Origin of the sequence: Rhodococcus sp. WS1 (assembly GCF_003797745.1) — a bacterium.
GTDB classification, from domain to species: Bacteria; Actinomycetota; Actinomycetes; order Mycobacteriales; family Mycobacteriaceae; genus Rhodococcus_F; species Rhodococcus_F erythropolis.
Genome location: NZ_RKLZ01000001.1, coordinates 1,663,472 through 1,683,802 on the forward strand (window position 1 = coordinate 1,663,472; position 20,331 = coordinate 1,683,802).

A 20,331-nucleotide genomic window follows, 5' to 3' on the forward strand; every position below is an offset into this window, starting at 1 on the left:
TTACGGATAAATCCCTCATCGGCTGTGTGCTCAACCTCGGTTTGAAACAGTACGCCAGCATGACCGGCGTCACAAGTGCGTTGCGACCATTCGTTTCGGTGTTCCGAACAAAAATGTGGTTTGGTCTGCGGTTCCGCGAGGTAATCCGATGTTGCGATCGCCAACGGTCGTGAGCAGAATCGTGTCGTTTACCCCGGCACCACCATCGACCAAATTTCGTGTTCGGGGGTCACTGTGAAGGTCGAGATGGGTATCGTTCTCGGCACCAGACTTCACCGCGACCCCTGGTACGACGATCCGGAGAACTTATGGCACACCTCAGCGCACTCGAGCCCGATCAGGATCAGACTCAGCCAGTTGTGGAGTTGAGGATTCAAGCGACTCTCGATCAGCTGTCGATTTTGCGTGCACTGGCCGCCACTGTTGCCATTCAGGAAAACTTCGACCTCGACGCCATCGCCGACATCAAACTGGCCATGGACGAAATCTGTACGCATCTGATTGTTCGTGCTGCGCCTGATTCGGTTCTGGTGTGTCGGTTCGTGTTCACTCCCCCGCAACTGCACGTATCCGTATCGACGACAACCACGGAGTACGAGGACAGCACTCAGCGATCGTTCGGGTGGCACATCCTCACCGAACTCACCGATTCGATTTCGCTCGACCAGGAAGAGAACCTGGGCGGCGTCGGCTACATCACGACCATGAAGTTCACCAAGGCCCTCAGCGGGCGCCTGTGACCGCTTCCGCAGACGGCCCGTCACGCCCGCGCCGGCGGTCCACCGACGAATATCGGGACGTCATACCCGTTTTCGAGGAAATGCGGACCCTCGAGCCCCACAGTCCGGAGTACGAACGAGTGCGCACCGCACTGATCACCAGGTGCCTACCGTTGGCCGAACACATCGCCAGACGATTCGACGGGCGCGGCGAGGCACACGACGATCTGGTTCAGGTGGCGCGCCTCGGTCTGGTCAACGCCGTCGACCGTTTCGATTCCACGCGGGGATCCGATTTCGTCTCGTTCGCGGTTCCCACCGTGATGGGCGAAGTTCGACGACACTTCCGCGACACCGGTTGGGCATTGCGAGTTCCACGCCGGATGAAGGAGTTGCACTTCCAACTCGGGCAAGCCATCAGCGAGCTGTCACAACAACTCGGGCACGCGCCGACCGTCGACGAGTTGGCCGAGACGTTGGGGATCGAACGTGAAGAAGTTGCCCAGGCGCTGATCGCCGGCAACGCGTACCAGACCGTCTCGGTCGATGGTGCCGCGTCCAATCACACCGACGATCTTCCACTCGTGGAAACACTCGGTGACTACGACGCCGCACTCGAGAACGTCGAGAATCACGAGGCATTACGTCCACTTCTCGACAAGCTTCCCGAGCGAGAGAGGACGGTGTTGATGCTCAGATTCTTCGGAAACCTGACGCAGACACAGATCGCCGAGAAGGTCGGTGTGTCCCAGATGCACGTGTCGAGATTGCTCGCGAAGACATTGAGTAATCTTCGCGAGCAACTCGACTGAACGTGACTGAGGTGGTCAGATTGTTGCGGTGTCGATCACGAATCGGTATCGAACGTCGCTCTTGATCACGCGCTCGTAAGCGTCGTTGATGTCGCTCGCCGGAATCAGTTCGATTTCTGCGCCGATGCCGTGCTCGGCGCAGAAGTCGAGCATCTCCTGTGTCTGCGGGATGCCGCCCACCATGGAGCCGGCGAGGCTACGACGGTTTGCGGCGAGCGAGAATGCTCGAACTTCGATCGGCTTCTCCGGCAGGCCCAGTTCGACGAGAGTGCCGTTGATGGCGAGCAAGGACATGTAGGCGTCGATATCGAGATTGACCGAGACCGTGTTGAGGATCAGGTCGAACTCGCCGCGAAGAGCCTTGAACGTCTCACGGTCATTGGTCGCGTAGTAGTGATCGGCACCGAGACGAAGGCCGTCTTCCTTCTTGCCGAGCGTCTGGCTCAGGACGGTAACTTCCGCGCCGAGCGCCTTGGCGATCTTCACACCGACGTGACCGAGGCCGCCGAACCCGATGATGGCGACCTTCTTGCCGGGGCCGGCATTCCAGTGCCGCAGCGGTGAGTACAAGGTGATGCCGGCGCACAGCAGCGGCGCGGCAACGTCGAGTTCGATGCCCTCGGGGATCGAGAGAACAAAATGCTCGGTGACGACGATGTGCGTCGAGTAGCCACCCTGAGTGCGCTCGCCGTCGCGTCCGGTGGCGTTGTATGTACCGGTCACACCCTTGCGGCAGTACTGCTCTTCGCCGGCCAGGCAGGCGTCGCACTCCCCGCAGGAGTCGACGAAGCAGCCGACGCCCACGCGGTCGCCGACTTTGTGCTTGGTGACATCCGAACCCACCGCGGCGACGACGCCGGCGATTTCGTGTCCGGGGACGATCGGGTACTTGGCTCCGCCCCACTCGTTGCGAGCGGTGTGGATGTCGGAGTGGCAGATGCCGGCAAATTTGATGTCGATGAGAATGTCCAGTGGACCGAGCTCGCGGCGTTCGACGGTGGTCTTCTCGAGCGGACCGTCAGCGGACGTCGCGGCGTAAGCAGCAGCAGTAACCATGCACACATGCCTACCCGTGCATGGAGGGACCTGCAAATCGCAGGCCCCTCCATGACGTGTTCTTGACGTGACTTACCCGGCGTCGCGCTCCGCTTGTTCGGCGCGACGACGCAGGCGCCTCGCGGCCGCAACCATGTTGCGCAGCGAAGGCTCGAGCTGCCATGGATGGCGGGTCTTGAGGCCACCGTCCGGGTTGGCCCACAAACGATCGAGAGAGATCGATTCGCTTGCCTCGGTGAGCAATTCGTCGAGCTCGTCGATGTCGGGAATCCGAGCCGAACGAGATTCGTACACACCGGGGCCGACGCCGTGCGTGAGCGCACCTTCCTTGAGTGCTTCGAGAACCCACGTGATGGAGCGGGTCGCGACGATAGCCGTCACATCGGCGTCCAACCGTTCGATGGCGTCGACCACCGACGACCGAGCGGAGTACGTCAGATGTGTGTGGATCTGTGTTTCCGGCTTCGCTCCACCTGTTGCCAGACGGAACGCGTCGACGGCCCACTCCAGGTAGGCCTCCCGGCCGTCCTCACGCAGTGGCAGCAGTTCACGAATTGCCGGCTCGTCCACCTGGATGATGGCGATTCCGGCAGCTTCGAGATCCGCGATTTCGTCTCGAATGACAAGTGCCAGTTGCTCTGCCGTTTCGTAGAGCGGCTGATCCTGACGAACGAACGAACGGGCGATCATGGTGACCGGACCCGTCAGCATGCCCTTGACCGGCTTGTCGGTCAGCGACTGCGCGTACGCAATCCATTCGACCGTCATCGGCTTCGGACGTGCGATGTCGCCGTAGAGAATCGGCGGACGCGTGCAACGAGATCCGTAGGCCTGAACCCAACCGTTGTGCGTGAAGGCATAGCCCTCGAGCAGTTCGGCGAAGTACTGGACCATGTCGTTGCGCTCGTGCTCGCCGTGCACGAAGACATCGAGACCGATGTCCTCTTGCAGACGGATTGTGCGCTCGATCTCTTCCTGGATGCGCTTGTAGTAGTCGTCCCACTCCAAACGCCCCTGGCCGAGTTCGTAACGAGCCTGGCGAATCGCGTCGGTCTGCGGGAACGAACCCAATGTCTGGGCCGGAACCAAGGGCAGGTTCAACCGTTCCTGCTGAGCTTTACGACGCTCCTCGTACGGTGCACGCACACGATCTTCGGGCTTGATCGCGTTGACCCGAGCACGGACAGCGTGCTTGAGCTTGAAGTGCACCTTCGTCGGACGCTTACGCCACTTGTCCGAAGGACCTTCGGTGAGCGCCTTCGCCAGGGAGACGACCTCGCCGACCTTCTGCTTCGCAAAAGCCAGACGGTCTGCGACGTCTCCCGGAATGTCGTACTCGGAGAGCACGTCGTACGGCACGTGCAGCAGCGACGACGACGTGGAGACGACGAGGTCGGGCACAACGTCCTTGAGTTCGTTCAGGTACGTCAAGGTGTTGAACCGGTCGACGCGCCAGACGTTGCGACCGTCGACGACGCCCGCGTAGATGCGCTTGCGCTTGATGTTCGGCACCGCGGCCAGTTCCTCGGCCGTGATCTTGCCGTGCACCAAGTCCAGACCGAAGGCTTCGATCTTGGTGGGCGCCAAGATGTTGAGGGCTTCGCCGAACTTGCCGTACGGACCCGTCACCAACAGGCGCGGGCGGAGCGGAGCCGTCGACAGCTTCTCGTACGCACGTCCCAGAGCGGCTAGCTCCTCGGGGGTGCGGTCCTCGGTCACCGAAGGCTCGTCCAACTGAACACAGGTGGCGCCGGCCTTGGCGAGCTGCTCGAAGAGCTTCTCGTACTCGGGCAGGAGCGCGTCCAACAAGTCGAGCGGGGTGAAGTTGGGATCGGACTTCTCGGTGGCAGGTCCGACCTTCGAGAGCAGAAGCAGCGAGACGGGCCCCATGATGACGGGGCGCAATTCTATGCCGCGCGCCTTAGCGCGTTCGAACTCGTCGAGAAGTGCCTCCGAGTTGAGCGAGAACACCGTGTTCGCGTCGATCTCGGGCTGACGGTAGTAATAGTTCGTGCCGAAGAAGCGCACCAGCTCGAGAGGCGGGAAGTCCGGGCGACCGCGGGCCATCGTGAAGTAGAAATCGAGCGGATCGAGGGCGCCCTCGAGCGGCTTGAACCGCTCCGGCACTGCGCCGAAGAGCAGCGCATTGTCGAGCACGTGATCGTAGAAGGAGAAGGTGTTGCCCGGAACCTGGCTCAGTCCCGTCGCAGCCAATTCGCTCCAGGTCGATTCCTGGAGTTCCTTGGCGACCGCGAGAAGTGCGTCCTTGTCCGAAGTGCCGTGCCAGTAGGACTCGAGGGCGCGCTTGAGCTCACGGCGCGGCCCGATGCGCGGATACCCCAGGACGCTGGAGCCGAATGCTGCAGTGCTGCTGGACATGCGGTCGACCTTTCTAACCGAGGGGCGCGAGCGCCCTGTGCGCGTTTATGGAGTCTCTACACTCCACAAACGCGCACAGGGGCTTTGGGCCTTAGCTTGCCTGCTTGGTGGAGCGACCGTTGTCGGCGTATTCGTAGAAGCCCGCGCCGGACTTCTTGCCGGTCAATCCGGCTTCGACCATACGCAGGAGCAGCGGTGGAGCGGAGTACAGCGGCTCCTTGAACTCTTCGTACATGGAGTCGGCGATGGACTTGACGGTGTCGAGTCCGACCAGGTCCGTCAGAGCCAGCGGACCCATGGGGTGCGCGAGGCCGAGAACCGTTGCCTTGTCGATGTCTTCCTTGGTCGCGAAGCCAGACTCGACCATGCGGATCGCCGAGAGCAGGTACGGCACCAGGAGTGCGTTGACGACGAAGCCGGAGCGGTCGGCACTGCGGACGACCTGCTTGCCGAGGATGTCGCTGGCAAAAGCCTCGGCGCGCTGCGAGACGGAGGCACTGGTCTTGAGCGTCGTCACCAATTCGACGAGCGGCAGGACCGGAACCGGGTTGAAGAAGTGCATACCGATGACTCGCTCGGGACGCTTGGTCGAGATGCCGAGCTTCATGATCGGGATCGACGACGTGTTGGATGCGAGAACCGCATCCGGGTCCGTCACGACCGCGTCGAGCTCGGCGAAGATTTCGCTCTTGATCTTCTCGTCTTCGACGACGGCCTCCACGACGAGCTGGCGGTCCGCGAAATCTCCCAGATCGGAGGTGAAACGCAGACGCCATGCGGCCTGCTCACGCTCACGTTCTGTGATCTTTCCGCTGCTCACGCCGCGGTCGAGCGAACGCAGGATGCGTGAACGCCCGGCTGCTGCAAGCTCGCGAGTCTGCTCGAAGACCAGAACATCGACATGTGCGCGGGCGCACACCTCGGCGATTCCGGCACCCATGATTCCGGCGCCGATAACGCCGACGCGCTGAATTTTTTCGCTGGTCACGTCAGCTCCTTGTTTGTCTCGTGGAGTTTGTCTGGTGAAGGTGTTGTAAAAGAAGCACTTCGAACTGCGTCGACGCTGGTGGCCGACGCAATCGGAACTGCCTTGAAGACGAGAGAAAGTAGTGCGGTGATACAAGCAGGGGAGAGACCCGAAGCCGAGCCTCTCCCCCACCCGAAGTCAGTTCTTAGTGGAACTGGCCCTCTTCGGTGGAACCCTTGAGAGCTGCCGTCGAGGTGTTGGGGTCAACGGTGGTGGCGATGGTGTCGAAGTAGCCGGCGCCAACCTCACGCTGGTGCTTGATGGCGGTGAAGCCACGCTCTTCGGCAGCCTTGAACTCGCGCTCCTGCAGGTCGACGAATGCCGTCATGCCTTCGCGGGCGTAGCCGTAGGCCAGGTCGAACATGCCGTAGTTGAGCGAGTGGAAGCCGGCCAGCGTGATGAACTGGAACTTGAAGCCCATCGCGCCGAGCTCCTTCTGGAACTTCGCGATGGTCGCGTCGTCCAGGTGCGCCTTCCAGTTGAAGGAAGGGGAGCAGTTGTAGGCCAGGAGCTGGTCCGGGAATTCGCTGCGAACGGACTCGGCGAACTTCTTTGCAACCTCGAGATCCGGCACGCCGGTCTCCATCCAGATGAGGTCTGCGTACGGTGCGTAAGCCTTGGCGCGAGCGATGCAGGGCTCGATGCCGTTCTTGACGCCGTAGAAGCCTTCAGCCGTGCGGGTTCCGTCGAGGAACGGGCGGTCACGCTCGTCCACGTCGGAGGTGATGAGGGTTGCAGCCTCAGCGTCGGTGCGGGCGATGATGACGGACGGAACGTCCGCAACGTCGGAAGCCAGACGAGCCGAGGTCAGGGTGCGGATGTGCTGCTGCGTGGGGATGAGCACCTTGCCACCGAGGTGGCCGCACTTCTTCTCCGAAGCGAGCTGATCCTCCCAGTGGACACCGGCAGCGCCGGCGCCGATCATGGCCTTCTGCAGCTCGTAAGCGTTGAGAGCGCCACCGAAGCCGGCTTCGGCGTCGGCAACGATCGGAGCGAGCCAGTTGCTGACGGAGGTGTCACCCTCGGTCTTGGCGATCTCGTCGGCGCGCAGCAGTGCGTTGTTGATGCGACGAACGACGGTCGGAACCGAGTTGGCCGGGTAGAGGCTCTGGTCCGGGTACGTGTGGCCCGAGAGGTTAGCGTCGCCGGCAACCTGCCAACCGGAGAGGTAGATGGCCTTCAGGCCGGCGCGAACCTGCTGCACAGCCATGTTGCCGGTAAGTGCACCGAGGGAGTTGATGTAGTCCTCGTTGTTCACGAGATCCCACAGGATCTCGGATCCGCGACGAGCGAGGGTCTGCTCCTCGACGACGGTGCCCTGGAGCTTGACGACCTGATCGGCCGTGTAGTTACGAGTAACGCCCTTCCAGCGAGGGTTGGTGTCCCAATCCTGCTGGAGCTCAGCTGCGGTCTTCGGGGTGCCGGTGGTCGACATCAAGACTCCATCTCTTTGATCTGCTGGTCCGGCCTGTTGTGAGCAGTACGTGCGTACTACTTCACATACTTGCCAGGCCCTTCTTGTGTACTTACCGAGAATGGCACATCGAAAAAGTGCCGTCTACCTGTTGCTAATGCCAATCTTCGCTACCTTTTCAACACACTTTGCTAAGTCTGTGAAGATTCCTACACGGCTGGTACTACCCAATCGGACAGGTTCCGTACTGGCGAGTAGCAAAGAAACCGCAGGCTGTGAACGAAATGCACTCAACTCCGCCACTTGCAAATTCCGGCAGTTCGCGCGGCACTCGGAACAGGCCCATCCGCTACTTCGGAGCCAACTTCACGACTCGCAAGTGACCGCAATCACTTCGTGGCAACAGGCTTCGCTCGGGCAATTCCAGGGATCCACCCGTCGGAAAGCCACAGACAACCCATTCGCCGGCCATATGCTGTCGAACCATGACTTGTCGTTCGACGCCCCCGACCGGGCGATAAAGCGGTGCCGGACAACTATCAGCGGCCACCGAACAACCAGGCATGGTCGCAATCCGGTCCACAGCCGCCGCAGTTGGGCTACCGGGCCGCGCCGCAGTCGTATCCCCCGCCCCAGGGATTCCCGCCTGCACCGCCACGTGGAAATCCGCCGCCGCGTCGGCCCGGCTGGGTGATTCCGGTATCCGTAATCGGAGTCATCACTGTGTTGGCTCTCTTCGGCGGGCTTGCCTGGGTCCTCTGGCCGAAGGACGTCCCCAACTCGGCCGCCGGTGGCGCGGCCCAGACCACCATCACCGCCGCGAACACACCCGGCACCACGACAACCGCTCCCAGCACGACATCCCCGACGACCACACGCGCCGCGAACTTCCCGGCCGGTGCGTCCGCCTGCCCCGGCGGGCAGCCGGCCGGAAGTTACAAGGAGTCCGCGACAAGTGGGGGCAAAACTTCGTGCGAGTTTGCCGAGGCAGTTCGGATCGCCTACGGAAACTCCGGTGCCACCGGTGCCTCCAGCACCGTGTCCGCACGTAGTCCGGTGACCGGCAAGGAGTACACGATGGCATGCAAGGTGACCTCCGGCATCGTCACCTGTACCGGCGGCGACAACGCGGTTGTGTACTTGCGCTGACGGGCGCAATTGCGGCATCGGCAACCCGGTGCGTGTCGTTCCAGTGTCGCACTTACGGATCCTCCGATAGCGTGACCGCATGCCTCTGTACGAGTTTCGCTGTACCGGCTGCGGCCCGCTCGAGCGGTCGTTCGCGATGGCCGAAGTGCCCCAGTCGATCAGCTGTCCCCAGTGCAGTCTCGAATCGAAGCGTGTTGTCTCGTCTCCCCGTTTGAGTCACAGCTCGTCAACCGCGATGGGTCTGCTGGACAGCACTGCCCGATCAGCTCACGAGCCTGCCGTGGTCAGTGGGTCACTTCCGGGCCGTGGCAGACAATCTGCCCCGACGACGTCCAATCCGTTGCACCGCAAGCTACCTCGCCCCTGACCGTCCTCACCGCGCGTCCTCACCGCGCGTCCCGATCCGACACGAAAGTCCTGCCGCCACGAGTTTTCCGTTTCTTCGAGAATGAGGAGTGCATATGCCTGAACTGCTGTTTCCACTCGATTCCGCCAAGAAATTCACCGACCAGGCGATCGTCGGCCACAATCGGTGGCACCCGGACATCCCGGCGGCGGTGACGGTGAAACCCGGTGATGCGTTTCGTGTCCATTGCCGCGAATGGTTCGACGGCGCAATACACAACGACGACTCAGCCGACGACATTCTCAATGCACCACTGACCACGGTCCACACGCTGTCCGGCCCCTTTTCCGTCGAAGGCGCGAAGCCCGGCGACCTCTTGATCGTCGACATCTTGGATATCGGGCCTATCCCCCAAGAAGATTCGGGTCCGTTGGCCGGCCAAGGCTGGGGGTACACGGGCATCTTCCCTCGGAACAACGGCGGCGGCTTCCTCACCGAACAGTTCCCCGACGCGTACAAGGCCGTCTGGGATTTCTCCGGCCAAACGGCGACGTCGCGTCACATTCCGCACGTCTCGTTCACGGGCATCGTCCACCCGGGACTCATGGGCACGGCTCCGTCGGCAGCCTTGCTCGCCAAGTGGAATGCCCGCGAGGGCGCCCTCATTGCCACCGATCCCAATCGGGTTCCCCCGCTTGCACTTCCGCCCGAGCCCCGCGATGCAGTACTGGGAACCTTGACCGGTGACGAGTACACCCGCGTGGCCGGCGAGGCGGCGCGCACCGCTCCCCCGCGTGAGAACGGCGGAAACCAGGACATCAAGAACCTCACCAAGGGCAGCCGAATCTTCTATCCGGTGTTCGTGGACGGTGCGAATCTGTCGGTCGGCGATCTTCACTTCTCCCAGGGCGACGGTGAGATCACTTTCTGCGGTGCCATCGAGATGGGCGGCTTCATCGATCTTCGTGTGGACATCATCAAGGGCGGAATGGATACCTACGGCGTTTCCGAGAACGCCATCTTCATGCCGGGCAACACGGATCCGCAGTATTCCGAGTGGCTTGCGTTCTCGGGCACTTCCGTCACGTTGGACGGCGAACAGAAGTACCTGGATTCACATCTGTCCTACCAGCGTGCGTGCCTGCATGCGATCGAGTACCTGACCAAGTTCGGGTACGCGCCGGAGCAGGCGTACCTGCTGCTGGGTGCGGCACCGATCGAGGGCCGCCTGTCTGGCGTCGTGGATATCCCCAACTCGTGTTCGACGGTGTATCTCCCGACTGCGATCTTCGACTTCCCCCTCGCACCCTCGTCGAGCGGACCGTTCCAGATCGATCCCGGAATCGGCGCTCCGCGTTCGGAGAACAGGGTCTAGGCCTCCGGCCCCGTGAGTGGTTGAGGAGTGTGAGGACTCCTTAACCACTCACAGGGGGTGCCGGTGCGAATTCTGCAAACCCACCTTTGCGAAGCCGGACTGTCACTCGTATCCTGGGAAAATGTCGAAAACCTTTGTCGGTGTCCGGCTCCGCCAACTGCGGACCGAGCGCGGGTTGAGTCAGGCTTCGCTGGCCAAGACGCTGGAGATCTCGGCAAGCTATCTCAATCAGATCGAGCACGACGTCCGGCCACTCACCGTGCCGGTCCTCCTGCGAATCAGTGAAGTCTTCGGCGTCGACACCACCTTCTTCTCCCCACAGGACGACACGCGCCTGATCGCGGAAATGCGTGAAGTTGCCCTCGATCAGGAGATGGGCATCGACGCCGACGCCCACGAAATCGCGGAGATGGTCTCCACGCACCCGGGCCTGGCCAAGGCGATGGTCAACATGCATCGCCGCTTCCGCAACACCACGGCGCAACTCGCCGCAGCGACGGAAGACCGCTTCTCGGACGGCAGCGGCAGCGGTTCGATCACCATGCCGCACGAGGAAGTGCGCGACTACTTCTATCAGCGGCAGAACTACATTCACGATCTCGACACCGCAGCCGAAGAACTCACTGCCCGAATGCGCTTTCATCGCGGCGACGTCGCCGGCGAGATCGCCAGACGCCTCGAAACCGTCCACGGCGTGCAGATCGTTCGACGAGTCGACCTGGGCGAGAACATACTTCATCGTTACGACCCGGATACCAGAGTCCTGGAAATCTCCGCACGGCTCTCCGGCGGGCAACAGGTCTTCAAGTTCGCGACAGAACTCGCGTACCTCGAGCACGGCGATCTGCTCGACTCGTTGGTGGCCGAAGGCAACTTCACCAGCGAAGCGTCGGTCTCTTTGGCGCGACTTGGATTGGCCAACTACTTCGCGGCGGCCACCGTGCTCCCATACAGCCAGTTCCACGACGTCGCCGAGGACTTCCGGTACGACATCGAGCGCATGTCCGCCTTCTATTCCGCGAGCTACGAGACGATCTGCCACCGCCTCTCGACCCTGCAGCGCCCCAAACTTCGCGGGGTTCCGTTCATGTTCGTCCGTGTCGACCGTGCCGGAAACATGTCGAAGCGTCAGTCCGCCACCGGATTCCACTTCTCCACCAGCGGCGGTACGTGCCCGCTGTGGAACGTCTACGAGACGTTCTCGTATCCGGGCAAGATCATGCCCCAGATCGCACAGATGCCCGACGGCCGCCGATACCTCTGGGTTGCTCGCACGGTCGAACGTCGAGCGGCTCGATACGGACAGCCCGCAAAGATCTTCGCCATCGGATTGGGATGCGAGATTCGACACGCCCACCGACTCGTCTACAGCGACGGTCTGGATCTGGACGAGTCGAATCCGGGAACGCCGATCGGCTCGGGCTGCCGTGTCTGCGAACGCCTCAACTGTCCGCAGCGTGCCTTCCCGCCGTTGGGTAAAGACCTCGACATCAGCGAGCACCGGAGTTCGATTTCGCCTTACGTGATTCGCTGACCGCGCTAACGCACGTAGTTGCGCAGGAACGCGACTGTGCGATCGAACGCGATCATCCCGTCCACGGTATCGAGGTCGAACTGATATTCGTGGTCCAGCGCAGGCTCGTGATCTTCGGGGTAGAACAGTGCGTCTACTTCGACGCCCAGATCGGCGAGCCGTTCTGCCATGGGTTTCGACTGGCTGGCGGTCAGTGGGTCGACATTTCCGCCGGTGATGAACGTCGCTGGAAAGTCCGAGGTCACATGGCCCAGTGTCGACATCTGACCCACTGCAGTCGACCCATCGAAGTCCCTCGTTCCGAGATACCCCCACAGCGACTGCTTGTCGACGCCCCAACCGAAGTACTTCCCCTGTGACAGCAGCGGTTTCAGATCGAAGACCCCACAGTCGAGGACAACTCCGCGTATCTGCTCGGGACGTAATGCCGGCTCCACACCCATTTCCGACGCGTAATCAGGGCTGGTCATGACCGTCGCCAACTGACTGGACAACTGCGCGCCTGCCGAATCTCCCGCAAGAAAGAGATTGTTCGAATCGACATGCAACCTGTCCGCATTGCTCACGATAAATCGATACGCGTCGTTCAGTTGATTCACTGCGGTGGGGTAATACGCATCTGGTCCCAGTGAGTAGTCCACCGAAATCACTGTGAAGCCTTGATTTGCCAACAGTTTGTAGTAACCGTCGGCATCAGTTCTCGATCCTGATATCCAGCCACCCCCGTGCACCCAGACCACCGTGGGTAGCGCCGAAGAGGACACCGACGGGTAGTAAACGTCCAGTTGTGCATCGTCGTCGCCGTCGCGGTACGACTGATCGAGAATCGAGACGATTCCTGACGGTGCATGCCTGTCGAGTTGTGCGTGAGTCGCTTCGGAGCCACCCGCTGACATCCACCGTACGAGGAGAACTCCTGGCCACGGACTGACGATTGCCGCGGTTACCCCGGACAGCAGAATGACGACGAATACCGCCGCGATTCCGCCAATGCGCCTTCGCCGTCTGTCGGGGGAAGACGCGCGCACAACAACTCCTGGGGTCGGATCGGATTCACCCAGGCTAGACCAAAAGGACTAGTCGAGAATTCCCCGGCAACACACCCGCGGCGCTTTGTCTGAAATGACCATTTCTTCAGCGTCTCAGCATCATCCGACAACTAGCGGGTGTGTGCGTCGAGAAACTGAACCGTGCGATCGAGGGCAGTGAGACCGTCGGCATTGTCCAGATCGAACTGATACTCGTGACCGAGCGCCGGAACGTGATCGGCCGGATAGAACAGTGTGTCGACCGCAACTCCCAACCCCGTCAATTTGTCAGCCAACGGTTTCGACTGAGAATCTGTCAAAGGATCCGCGTTGCCGCCGCTGATGTAGGCAGGCGGAAATTGAGCGCTGACGTAGTTCAAGGTCGACATCTGATCCGCTGCGTCGGTACTCATGAAGTCACGCACGCCGGTATACGCCCAGAGGGACCGATCAACCCCCCAACCGATGATGCCGGGTCCGCCGACCATGTTCCCGACGTCGTAGATTCCACAGTTCAGGATTACTCCACGTAACTGATCCGGCCGCAGCGACGGGACCACGCCCACACGGTTCGCATACGCGGGATCAGTGACGAGAGTGGCGAGCTGACTCGAGAGTTGCGCTCCCGCAGAATCACCGGCGAGAACGACCGTCGTCGGATCAACATGCAGCCGTTCCGCATTCGCGACGACGTACGCGTGAGCGTCGTTGAGCTGCCGCACCGCTGTCGGATAGTGGTGCTCAGGTCCGAGTGAGTAGTCCAGGGACACAACGGTGTAGCCACGAGAGGCCAGCAACTCGTAGTACGGCGCGTAGTTGGACTTGCTTCCCGAGATCCAGGCACCGCCATGAGTCCAGATCACCGTAGGCAATGCGGTCGTCGTCGCTGCGGGAAAGTAGACATCCAGGTATGCGTCGTCGTCATCGGCGCGGTACTGCTGGTCCTTGATCGAGTCGACGCCTTCGGGCGCGTGCTTCTCGAGCGCCTCGGTGACTTTCACGGCATCACGATCGAAGACCCATCGTACGGTGAGTGCGCCAGGTCTCGGGCTCAGAACGAAGGCCAGAACCACGGCTCCGACCAGAACGAACACAATTGCCAGAGCCCACAGCAAGCGCCTGCGCCACCGATGCGGTGAAGGGTTCGTCATCGGGTTTCCTTCACTCTCGGCAAAATGTCCGGATCAGCGTAACGCGACGCCGGTACTGTCAGGCGCGATCAGCCGAGTTCAGCGATCCGCCGCTGCGCGAGTGCCTTGACTTCGCCCTTGGCTACTTTGCCGCCTGCCGCCATCGGCAATTCGGCGACCGTCATCACGTACTCGGGTATGTACTCGCGGGTCACTCCTCGGCTCTGCAGCCAGGCGGTCAGGTCCACCGAACTCAGATCGTCATCGGCGGACACGACGACCGCACAGACCTTCTCACCGAACAGCGGATCGTCGACTCCGACCACGGCGACCAGTTCCACCGAAGGATGCGCGCGCACGTACTCCTCGACCTCGACCGCGGAAATGTTCTTGCCGCCTCGAATGATGATGTCGGCTTTGCGCCCGACCACACGCACCCGCCCGGTCTCGTCGATCTCGACGATGTCGCCGAGAAGCATCCAACCGTCGTCGGTGTACAACTCGTCGTTTGCATCGACGTCGCCCCAATAACCCTGGCACATCAGCGGGCCGTTGACCGCAGGCTGACCGCGACGGACGGAGCCGGTCACTTCCATTGCCGCATCGTCGAATACACGAACTTGCATGCGATCGATGACGTGGCCGCACGTCTTCAGTCGGGTATCGGAACCGTCCGAAACCGTCGTCACCGAGACGGCGCCGGTTTCGTTTGATCCGTAGAACTGCAGGACAGCCGCTCCGGTACGTTGTTCGAAGGCCAGTGCCTCCGAATACGGCACGGCTTCACCACCGGTGAACATGAAACGAAGTGACGAGAGATCGGCCGATTCCGCGGCCTCCGAACGCAACAGCATCTTGAATTGTGTACTCACACAATTCAAAGCAGTCACCCGTTCGCGCTCGATCAACTCGATCATCACCGAAACGTCGAAGCGTTCCATGACGACATTGCGAGCACCGAGTAGCGCCGGCAGGAAATGCGAAGTCCAGAGGCCGAATCCGAAAGGTGCCGGAACCGCGCCGAAGAACACCTCATCCGGACCGATCGCCGCCGCCTCGGCGGCAATCTCGGAGAAACCAACCCAACGATCCTCGGTTTGTGTGACCAGTTTGGGTAGGCCCGTTGTGCCGGACGTCGAGTTCAGCATCGAAACGGCTGACGTGACAAAACACGGACTGGTTGCGGGGAACTGCTTTAGCTCGACCGGCAACGAGGTGAGTTCGCCGTTTGCACTCACGCGTTCGAAACTCACGTCGGCGCGTTCGTCGGCGAAGACGACGTCCAGTCCGGGATGCTCTGCCCGCAGACTCGCCACGAGTTCGGCGGTATCGACGCCGCGCAGCGTGCGAGTGGTGACGAGTACGGAGGCTTCCGAGCGGGCGATCAGATGAGAGATCTCGCGAATGCCCGAGCGCGAACCGATTCCGACCGCGACGCGGCCGGTACGAAATGCTGCGCAGAGAGCCGCATGGAATACAGCGGTGTCGGGGAGCAACACGGCTACATGTCCGTATCCCTCACCAGCTAGATCCAGCGCCGACGCGATCGCATCGGCAGCCGCGTCGTACTGTTTCCACGACACCCTCGATTCCGGAGTGACAAAGGCGGTTTCGTCCGGGATGGTCTCAGACCAATGCCTGACCATTTCGCTGATGCTGACGCCGGCGAACCGGTCCGGATTCGTGGCGAATTCACCGACGGTGAAGTCGAGTGTCTTCGTTTCAAGCATGATCGTCGATCATCTCCCGTCGGCGCTGAGTACGCCCATCGATTGTTTGTACGCGTTGTCCAGTGTCGCTGCGGAATCGCATTCGCGGACGAGTTCGCCGCGCTGCATGACATATCCGCGGTCGACAACCGATTTCAGTGCAGTAAGTGCCGGTTCCGTCACGATGACGGTCACACCCTCGGCGGCCAGACCCCCGACCAGCGCTCGCAGCTCCGCGACGATTTTCGGTGCCAGTCCTGTCATCATCTCGTCGAGGAGCAACACCTTCGGGGTTTCCAGAAGGGCCCGCCCCAGAACCAACATCTGCTGCTCACCACCGCTGAGGACCCCGGCATAACTCTCGGAGCGTTCATGCAGGATCGGGAACCTCTCGAAAGCTGTTTCCACGGCTTCGGCTTTCAATCCCAGCAGGTCTGCGCCGACGCGTAGGTTCTCGCGAACGGACATTCGCATGAACAGTTGCCTGCCTTGGGGTACGTAGGCAAATCCGCTGCGGACACGATCCAGTGCCGATAATTTCTGGATCTCTCGACCATCGAATTTGATTGTCCCGGTGGCGGGAACCGAGCCGTAGATGGATCCCGCCAAGCTGGTCTTGCCTGCACCGTTCGGCCCGACGATCGCTGTCACTTCACCGGCGGGGGCGACAAGGGAGACTTCCCGGACGGCGACAGCGGATCCGTATCGAACTGTGACTCTGTCGAGTTCGAGCATGTCAGGCGCCTTCCTCGTATTCGGAACCGAAATAGACTTCTCGCATCGCGTCGCTGGCCAAGCACTCCTGCGGTGGTCCGTAGAACGCCACTGATCCGAAATTGAGCAGCACGATCTTGGTGGCGAGCGCCGCGATGAGATCGACGTTGTGATCGACCAGGACTACTCCTTTGCCCTGCGCGGCAATCGATCGCACGGCACCGGAGATGGCAGCGATGCCGTCGTGATCCGCGCCGGCAAACGGTTCGTCCAACAGGAGAACATCGGGTTCGGTCGCCATCGCCCGCGCCACCTCGACCAGACGCTGCGCCCCCAAACTGAGATCCCCGCAAGCACTCTCGACGTCGGTGACCGAGTATCGCGCAGCAATCTCCCGGGCCCGCTGTGCTGTCCGGTCCCAGTTCTCGAAAGGTCCTTTGATCGCCCACCACAGCGAGTGCAGAGGTGAGGTGATCTTGTGCCCGTACAGTCCCGGGATGATGTTGTCGACGGCGTCGAGTTCCGCCGCGAGCTGCGGATGTTGAAACGTGCGCGAGAGCCCTTGCCGTGCACGGCGCTCCGACGGCCCGGTCAAGGGAGCACCGGCGAGCGCGACGGTTCCGGAGTCTGCTTGCTGTGTGCCGAAGATGCAGTCCACCAGTGTGGTCTTGCCTGCCCCGTTCGGGCCGACCAGGCCGATCACCTCTCCCGGTCCGACGCTGAACGAGACATCGTCGACAGCGCGGACGCCGCCGTAGGACTTGTGGAGCCCGCTCACTTCGAGTAACCGCGTCATCGATTGCCACGCTCCTTGTACAGACGGTTCATTCGACCCAGAACGTTCTGACTCCACCCGATCACCCCACCAGGCGCGACGATGAGGATCACCAGGACGGCTCCGGCAAGCAGGAGTTCGCCGCTCCCCTGGTACCCGGGCATGTTCAGCGTCACGATCACCACGATCAATGCACCGAGCGGCGCACCCCATGCCGAACCTCGACCGCCGATGATCGGCATGAAGATCGCAAGGAAAACAATACTGAGAGTGAAGGTTTCAGGAGTGACAGCTTGCACCGACACAGTGAACAGCGATCCGCCGGTCGACGCGATCGCAGCACCGATCGCCAGCGCCACGACGGTCAGGTGCGCAGGATTGACGCCGGAAGACCGTGCGACATTACGATTGTCGCGGGCAGCTTGCAACATCAGCCCCCACACCGATTTCCGGAGTCGATCGACAGCGACCGCGATCAGACACACGAACAAGATCGCGAACACGACCAATGCGTAGCGCGGTGGCTCCCAGCCGAACATCGTCACAGTCTCGACACCCGAGATCCCGGCCGATCCGCCGGTGAAACTCGGTCCGTCGATCAACCAGTGCTCGAAAGCGATACCGAACAACAAGGTCACCGCGGCAAGGTAGAAGCCGGAGAGTTTCTGCGTTGCCAAGCTGAGAAGTACTGCAACCGCTGCAGCGGCGAGGGCGCCGAGAATCCATCCCCACCACATCGACAACCCGGTCCGAACCGAGATCAGCGCAACGGCATACGCGCCGATCGCCGCATACGCGCTGTACGCCATCGACAGTGATCCCGCGAGCACGAATGGCACGTACATGCCGAGTGCGATCAGCGAATACGTCGCAGCGAGGAACACCAGATCCTGCCGGTACAGACTCGGCCCCATCCACAGCAGCACGGCAGCAACCACGACCACGGTGATCAGCGCTTCTCGTGACAGGGCGAGCATCCTCGTCCGGGAACCGCCGGATGTAGCGGGCGGATTTGACGTCAGCGGACTGGTAGAAAGCGAGGCCATCAGACGCGAACCTTCCTCGAGAGCAAGCCTTCCGGACGGAAAGCGAAGAACACCAGGGCAATCAGCAGAATCGCGGTTTGAGCAGCACTCGCACCGAAGTAGTACGGGGCGAATACCTGGACGACGCCCAACACCATTCCGCCGATCAGTGGAGCCCAACTCCGGCCGGTACCACCGATGACGAGTGCGATGAATGCCGTCAGCGTCCATGACAGACCGCTCGTGAACTGAACACCGGCCTTGGGAGCGAACAGAAGTCCGGCGACGGCGGCGATCACACCCGCGAGGGTGAACGCGATGAGGCGTACCCGATCCACCGGCAAGCCCAGGACGCGGGCGGCATCCGGACTGTCGCCGACGGCGCGAAGCAGACGGCCCGAGGTGGACCGGTTCAGCCACAGTCCGATACCGACGAAGATCACTGCAGTTCCGACGACGAGTACAACGGTCGAACTGTCGACGGTGGCACCGAGCACCGATATCGGATCGAAGTCGAAGATCTTCTGCCCGGGAAGTGGTGTTCGGCCGAAGACAGTGCCGGCGAGCTGCTGGATCCCGAACAGTACTGCGGTCACAGCCACCAACGCCGGTAGTTCCCCACGACCCGATCGCTTCTGAACCTGTTTGACCACAAGCTTTTCCGTCAGGATCGACAGCGCCACCGCTACCGCGATCCCTAGCGGCATGGCAATCCAGAGAGCGAGCCCGTATTTGATCGCGACCCAACTCGACGCCATGGCCGCAGCCATCGCATACGGACCCATCGCAAAATTGAAGAAATCGGCGCCGACCACCACGAGATACATTCCGAGGGCTATCAGTGAAAAGAATGCACCGATCTCGATGGCAGCGAGCCACAGTTGTGCGTCTGTCATGTCAAGGCTCCTCGGTTATCCACACGGGGGTTGGTAGGAATCCCACGGATGGGCCGGCTTGTTGTCCTCACCGAATTCGACGAGCACCAGTCCGCAGAGGCTGTCCGGAGCCAGGTGATCCTGCGAGGAGAACGACAGTGTCAATCCGTCCTGGCCGAAGCTGGCGGGAAGTGCCGAAACCTGTTGAAGAGCATCACGAACGGCCGTCCGATCTCGGTGGTCGCCGGCAATTTCGATTGCCTCGGCCAACATCATGACGGCGTCGTACGCCTGTGCGTCGTAGGCAGTCAGTTGATAATCAGGCCCCTTAACCGCCTGGACCTTGCGACGCAGTTCGGCGGTTCTCGGGTTGTTCTCACTGAGCGAGCCCATGTACACCATGCCGCTCAACGCCTTCGGGTCCGCCAAAGCCCAAGATGCGGGCTGGTTCCCGATGGAAGCGAGTGAGAAGCGTTGCGTCTGCGGGGTGATCTTCGACAAGGTGTTGTGCGCGAGGATTTCGAAGTGCCCGCCGATACTGGCGACCAGAATCGCGTCCGGTTCGGTTTCCGCGAGACGTGAGACCTGTGCGGTGATGTCCGCGGCATCGACCGGCGCCTTTTCGACGCCCGTCACTCTCGCGCACTTCTCGAGCGCCGGCCGCAGGGTCTTGATGATTCCGTCGATGGACGCACTCGCGTCACCGAGAATTCCCAGGGACTTGTACCCCATCTTCTCGAAAGCCCCGCAGTACACCTGGGCGTACTGCTTCAACGAGTTCGGAATCATGAACGAGAAGTCGTTGTCGGGCGCCGAGGCAAAGGCGTCGCTGAGAACGACCGGAGCTATCGCGGGAATCTTCGACTGCTGGAGAATCGACTTGGCCTGCAGCACCGACCCGCTGCCGGTGGCGAGGATGACCGCACTTGATCCGTGATCGACCAACTTCCGAATGATCGACGGGGTCTTGGTGGGACTGCTCTCGTCATTCTCGACAACCAATTCGACCTGCTTGCCGTTGATTCCGCCGGCCTGGTTGATCAGGTCGACAGTCATACGCACGGTCTTGCCGGCGATCGTGCTGTACGACGCACCGGGCCCGGTGGAGTCCTCGTCCAAACCGATGACGATGGTGTCTTCGGGAATGACACCGGCAGATGCGCACGCGCTCGCCCCGAGGACCACTGCCGCGCAGACGGCAATCGCCTTTCCGAGTCTCACATCAATCTCCCGTCCAAACTCTGCTTGGTAAATCAAACAAGCG

General features: G+C 61.5%; 18 protein-coding genes. 6 read left to right on the top strand and 12 right to left on the bottom strand.

Annotation, left to right across the window (positions count from 1 at the left end):
• Nucleotides 1-308 precede the first annotated feature (308 nt).
• Nucleotides 309-740, top strand: coding sequence for an ATP-binding protein (locus tag EEB12_RS07620; RefSeq protein ID WP_020968899.1), 432 nt, complete (start codon nt 309-311; stop codon nt 738-740).
• Complete coding sequence (locus EEB12_RS07625) at nt 737-1,531, top strand: RNA polymerase sigma factor SigF (protein ID WP_020906739.1); 795 nt, start codon at nt 737-739, stop codon at nt 1,529-1,531. The genes EEB12_RS07620 and EEB12_RS07625 overlap by 4 nt, the downstream gene beginning before the upstream one ends.
• A gap of 15 nt (nt 1,532-1,546) precedes the next feature.
• Here the strand turns inward: EEB12_RS07625 and EEB12_RS07630 are convergent, their stop codons facing one another.
• The 4 genes from EEB12_RS07630 to aceA form a co-directional block, all read right to left on the bottom strand.
• The gene (locus tag EEB12_RS07630; RefSeq protein ID WP_019744429.1) at nt 1,547-2,587 is read right to left on the bottom strand and encodes an NAD(P)-dependent alcohol dehydrogenase; all 1,041 of its coding nucleotides are present in this window, start codon (nt 2,585-2,587) and stop codon (nt 1,547-1,549) included.
• A 72-nt stretch (nt 2,588-2,659) separates the two neighbouring features.
• Complete coding sequence (metE, locus tag EEB12_RS07635; protein WP_019744430.1) at nt 2,660-4,966, bottom strand: 5-methyltetrahydropteroyltriglutamate--homocysteine S-methyltransferase; 2,307 nt, start codon at nt 4,964-4,966, stop codon at nt 2,660-2,662.
• A gap of 91 nt (nt 4,967-5,057) precedes the next feature.
• A complete protein-coding gene (locus EEB12_RS07640; RefSeq protein ID WP_003941541.1) occupies nt 5,058-5,954 on the bottom strand; it encodes a 3-hydroxybutyryl-CoA dehydrogenase in 897 nt (298 codons plus the stop codon).
• A gap of 184 nt (nt 5,955-6,138) precedes the next feature.
• A complete protein-coding gene (gene aceA, locus EEB12_RS07645; protein WP_003941533.1) occupies nt 6,139-7,428 on the bottom strand; it encodes an isocitrate lyase in 1,290 nt (429 codons plus the stop codon).
• Between the two features lie 504 nt (nt 7,429-7,932).
• Between aceA and EEB12_RS07655 the strand changes: the two genes are divergently transcribed.
• The 4 genes from EEB12_RS07655 (at nt 7,933) to ramB (ending at nt 11,811) form a co-directional block, all read left to right on the top strand.
• Complete coding sequence (locus EEB12_RS07655; protein ID WP_020906738.1) at nt 7,933-8,556, top strand: hypothetical protein; 624 nt, start codon at nt 7,933-7,935, stop codon at nt 8,554-8,556.
• Between the two features lie 79 nt (nt 8,557-8,635).
• Complete coding sequence (locus EEB12_RS07660) at nt 8,636-8,923, top strand: FmdB family zinc ribbon protein (RefSeq protein ID WP_019744434.1); 288 nt, start codon at nt 8,636-8,638, stop codon at nt 8,921-8,923.
• A 94-nt stretch (nt 8,924-9,017) separates the two neighbouring features.
• Nucleotides 9,018-10,277, top strand: coding sequence for a formamidase (fmdA, locus tag EEB12_RS07665; RefSeq protein WP_019744435.1), 1,260 nt, complete (start codon nt 9,018-9,020; stop codon nt 10,275-10,277).
• A 121-nt stretch (nt 10,278-10,398) separates the two neighbouring features.
• Nucleotides 10,399-11,811: an acetate metabolism transcriptional regulator RamB gene (gene ramB, locus EEB12_RS07670; protein WP_019744436.1), complete on the top strand. Its 1,413-nt coding sequence runs from the start codon at nt 10,399-10,401 to the stop codon at nt 11,809-11,811.
• A 5-nt stretch (nt 11,812-11,816) separates the two neighbouring features.
• Here the strand turns inward: ramB and EEB12_RS07675 are convergent, their stop codons facing one another.
• The 8 genes from EEB12_RS07675 to EEB12_RS07710 all read right to left on the bottom strand — a co-directional run bounded on the left by EEB12_RS07675 (nt 11,817) and on the right by EEB12_RS07710 (nt 20,288).
• Nucleotides 11,817-12,839, bottom strand: a complete 1,023-nt coding sequence (locus EEB12_RS07675; protein ID WP_070796602.1) for an alpha/beta hydrolase — start codon at nt 12,837-12,839, stop codon at nt 11,817-11,819.
• A 131-nt stretch (nt 12,840-12,970) separates the two neighbouring features.
• Nucleotides 12,971-13,990 carry an alpha/beta hydrolase gene (locus EEB12_RS07680; protein ID WP_084325135.1) on the bottom strand — a complete coding sequence of 340 codons (1,020 nt, stop codon included), beginning with the start codon at nt 13,988-13,990 and terminating at the stop codon, nt 12,971-12,973.
• Between the two features lie 68 nt (nt 13,991-14,058).
• Nucleotides 14,059-15,699 (bottom strand): class I adenylate-forming enzyme family protein, encoded by a 1,641-nt coding sequence (locus tag EEB12_RS07685; RefSeq protein ID WP_141487581.1) that lies wholly within the window; start codon nt 15,697-15,699, stop codon nt 14,059-14,061.
• A 9-nt stretch (nt 15,700-15,708) separates the two neighbouring features.
• Entirely contained in the window at nt 15,709-16,413 is a 705-nt protein-coding gene (locus EEB12_RS07690; RefSeq protein ID WP_042951161.1) for an ABC transporter ATP-binding protein, read from the bottom strand.
• Nucleotide 16,414: 1 nt separating this feature from the next.
• The gene (locus tag EEB12_RS07695) at nt 16,415-17,188 is read right to left on the bottom strand and encodes an ABC transporter ATP-binding protein (RefSeq protein ID WP_029254813.1); all 774 of its coding nucleotides are present in this window, start codon (nt 17,186-17,188) and stop codon (nt 16,415-16,417) included.
• Entirely contained in the window at nt 17,185-18,213 is a 1,029-nt protein-coding gene (locus EEB12_RS07700; RefSeq protein ID WP_021333898.1) for a branched-chain amino acid ABC transporter permease, read from the bottom strand. Before EEB12_RS07700 ends, EEB12_RS07695 begins: the two co-directional genes overlap by 4 nt.
• Nucleotides 18,213-19,088: a branched-chain amino acid ABC transporter permease gene (locus tag EEB12_RS07705; protein ID WP_021333897.1), complete on the bottom strand. Its 876-nt coding sequence runs from the start codon at nt 19,086-19,088 to the stop codon at nt 18,213-18,215. The genes EEB12_RS07700 and EEB12_RS07705 overlap by 1 nt, the downstream gene beginning before the upstream one ends.
• Before the next feature lie 15 nt (nt 19,089-19,103).
• On the bottom strand, nt 19,104-20,288 hold the full coding sequence (locus EEB12_RS07710; RefSeq protein WP_019744444.1) for an ABC transporter substrate-binding protein: 1,185 nt from the start codon (nt 20,286-20,288) through the stop codon (nt 19,104-19,106).
• Nucleotides 20,289-20,331: the final 43 nt, after the last annotated feature.

Excerpts from the sequence above, each read along its gene's own strand:
- EEB12_RS07620 (WP_020968899.1), top strand. The coding sequence starts at position 309 with ATGGCACACCTCAGCGCACTCGAGCCCGATCAGGATCAGACTCAGCCA.
- EEB12_RS07630 (WP_019744429.1), bottom strand. The coding sequence starts at position 2,587 with ATGGTTACTGCTGCTGCTTACGCCGCGACGTCCGCTGACGGTCCGCTC.
- metE (WP_019744430.1), bottom strand. The coding sequence starts at position 4,966 with ATGTCCAGCAGCACTGCAGCATTCGGCTCCAGCGTCCTGGGGTATCCG.
- aceA (WP_003941533.1), bottom strand. The coding sequence starts at position 7,428 with ATGTCGACCACCGGCACCCCGAAGACCGCAGCTGAGCTCCAGCAGGAT.
- EEB12_RS07660 (WP_019744434.1), top strand. The coding sequence starts at position 8,636 with ATGCCTCTGTACGAGTTTCGCTGTACCGGCTGCGGCCCGCTCGAGCGG.
- fmdA (WP_019744435.1), top strand. The coding sequence starts at position 9,018 with ATGCCTGAACTGCTGTTTCCACTCGATTCCGCCAAGAAATTCACCGAC.
- ramB (WP_019744436.1), top strand. The coding sequence starts at position 10,399 with ATGTCGAAAACCTTTGTCGGTGTCCGGCTCCGCCAACTGCGGACCGAG.
- EEB12_RS07680 (WP_084325135.1), bottom strand. The coding sequence starts at position 13,990 with ATGACGAACCCTTCACCGCATCGGTGGCGCAGGCGCTTGCTGTGGGCT.
- EEB12_RS07685 (WP_141487581.1), bottom strand. The coding sequence starts at position 15,699 with ATGCTTGAAACGAAGACACTCGACTTCACCGTCGGTGAATTCGCCACG.
- EEB12_RS07690 (WP_042951161.1), bottom strand. The coding sequence starts at position 16,413 with ATGCTCGAACTCGACAGAGTCACAGTTCGATACGGATCCGCTGTCGCC.
- EEB12_RS07695 (WP_029254813.1), bottom strand. The coding sequence starts at position 17,188 with ATGACGCGGTTACTCGAAGTGAGCGGGCTCCACAAGTCCTACGGCGGC.
- EEB12_RS07700 (WP_021333898.1), bottom strand. The coding sequence starts at position 18,213 with ATGGCCTCGCTTTCTACCAGTCCGCTGACGTCAAATCCGCCCGCTACA.
- EEB12_RS07705 (WP_021333897.1), bottom strand. The coding sequence starts at position 19,088 with ATGACAGACGCACAACTGTGGCTCGCTGCCATCGAGATCGGTGCATTC.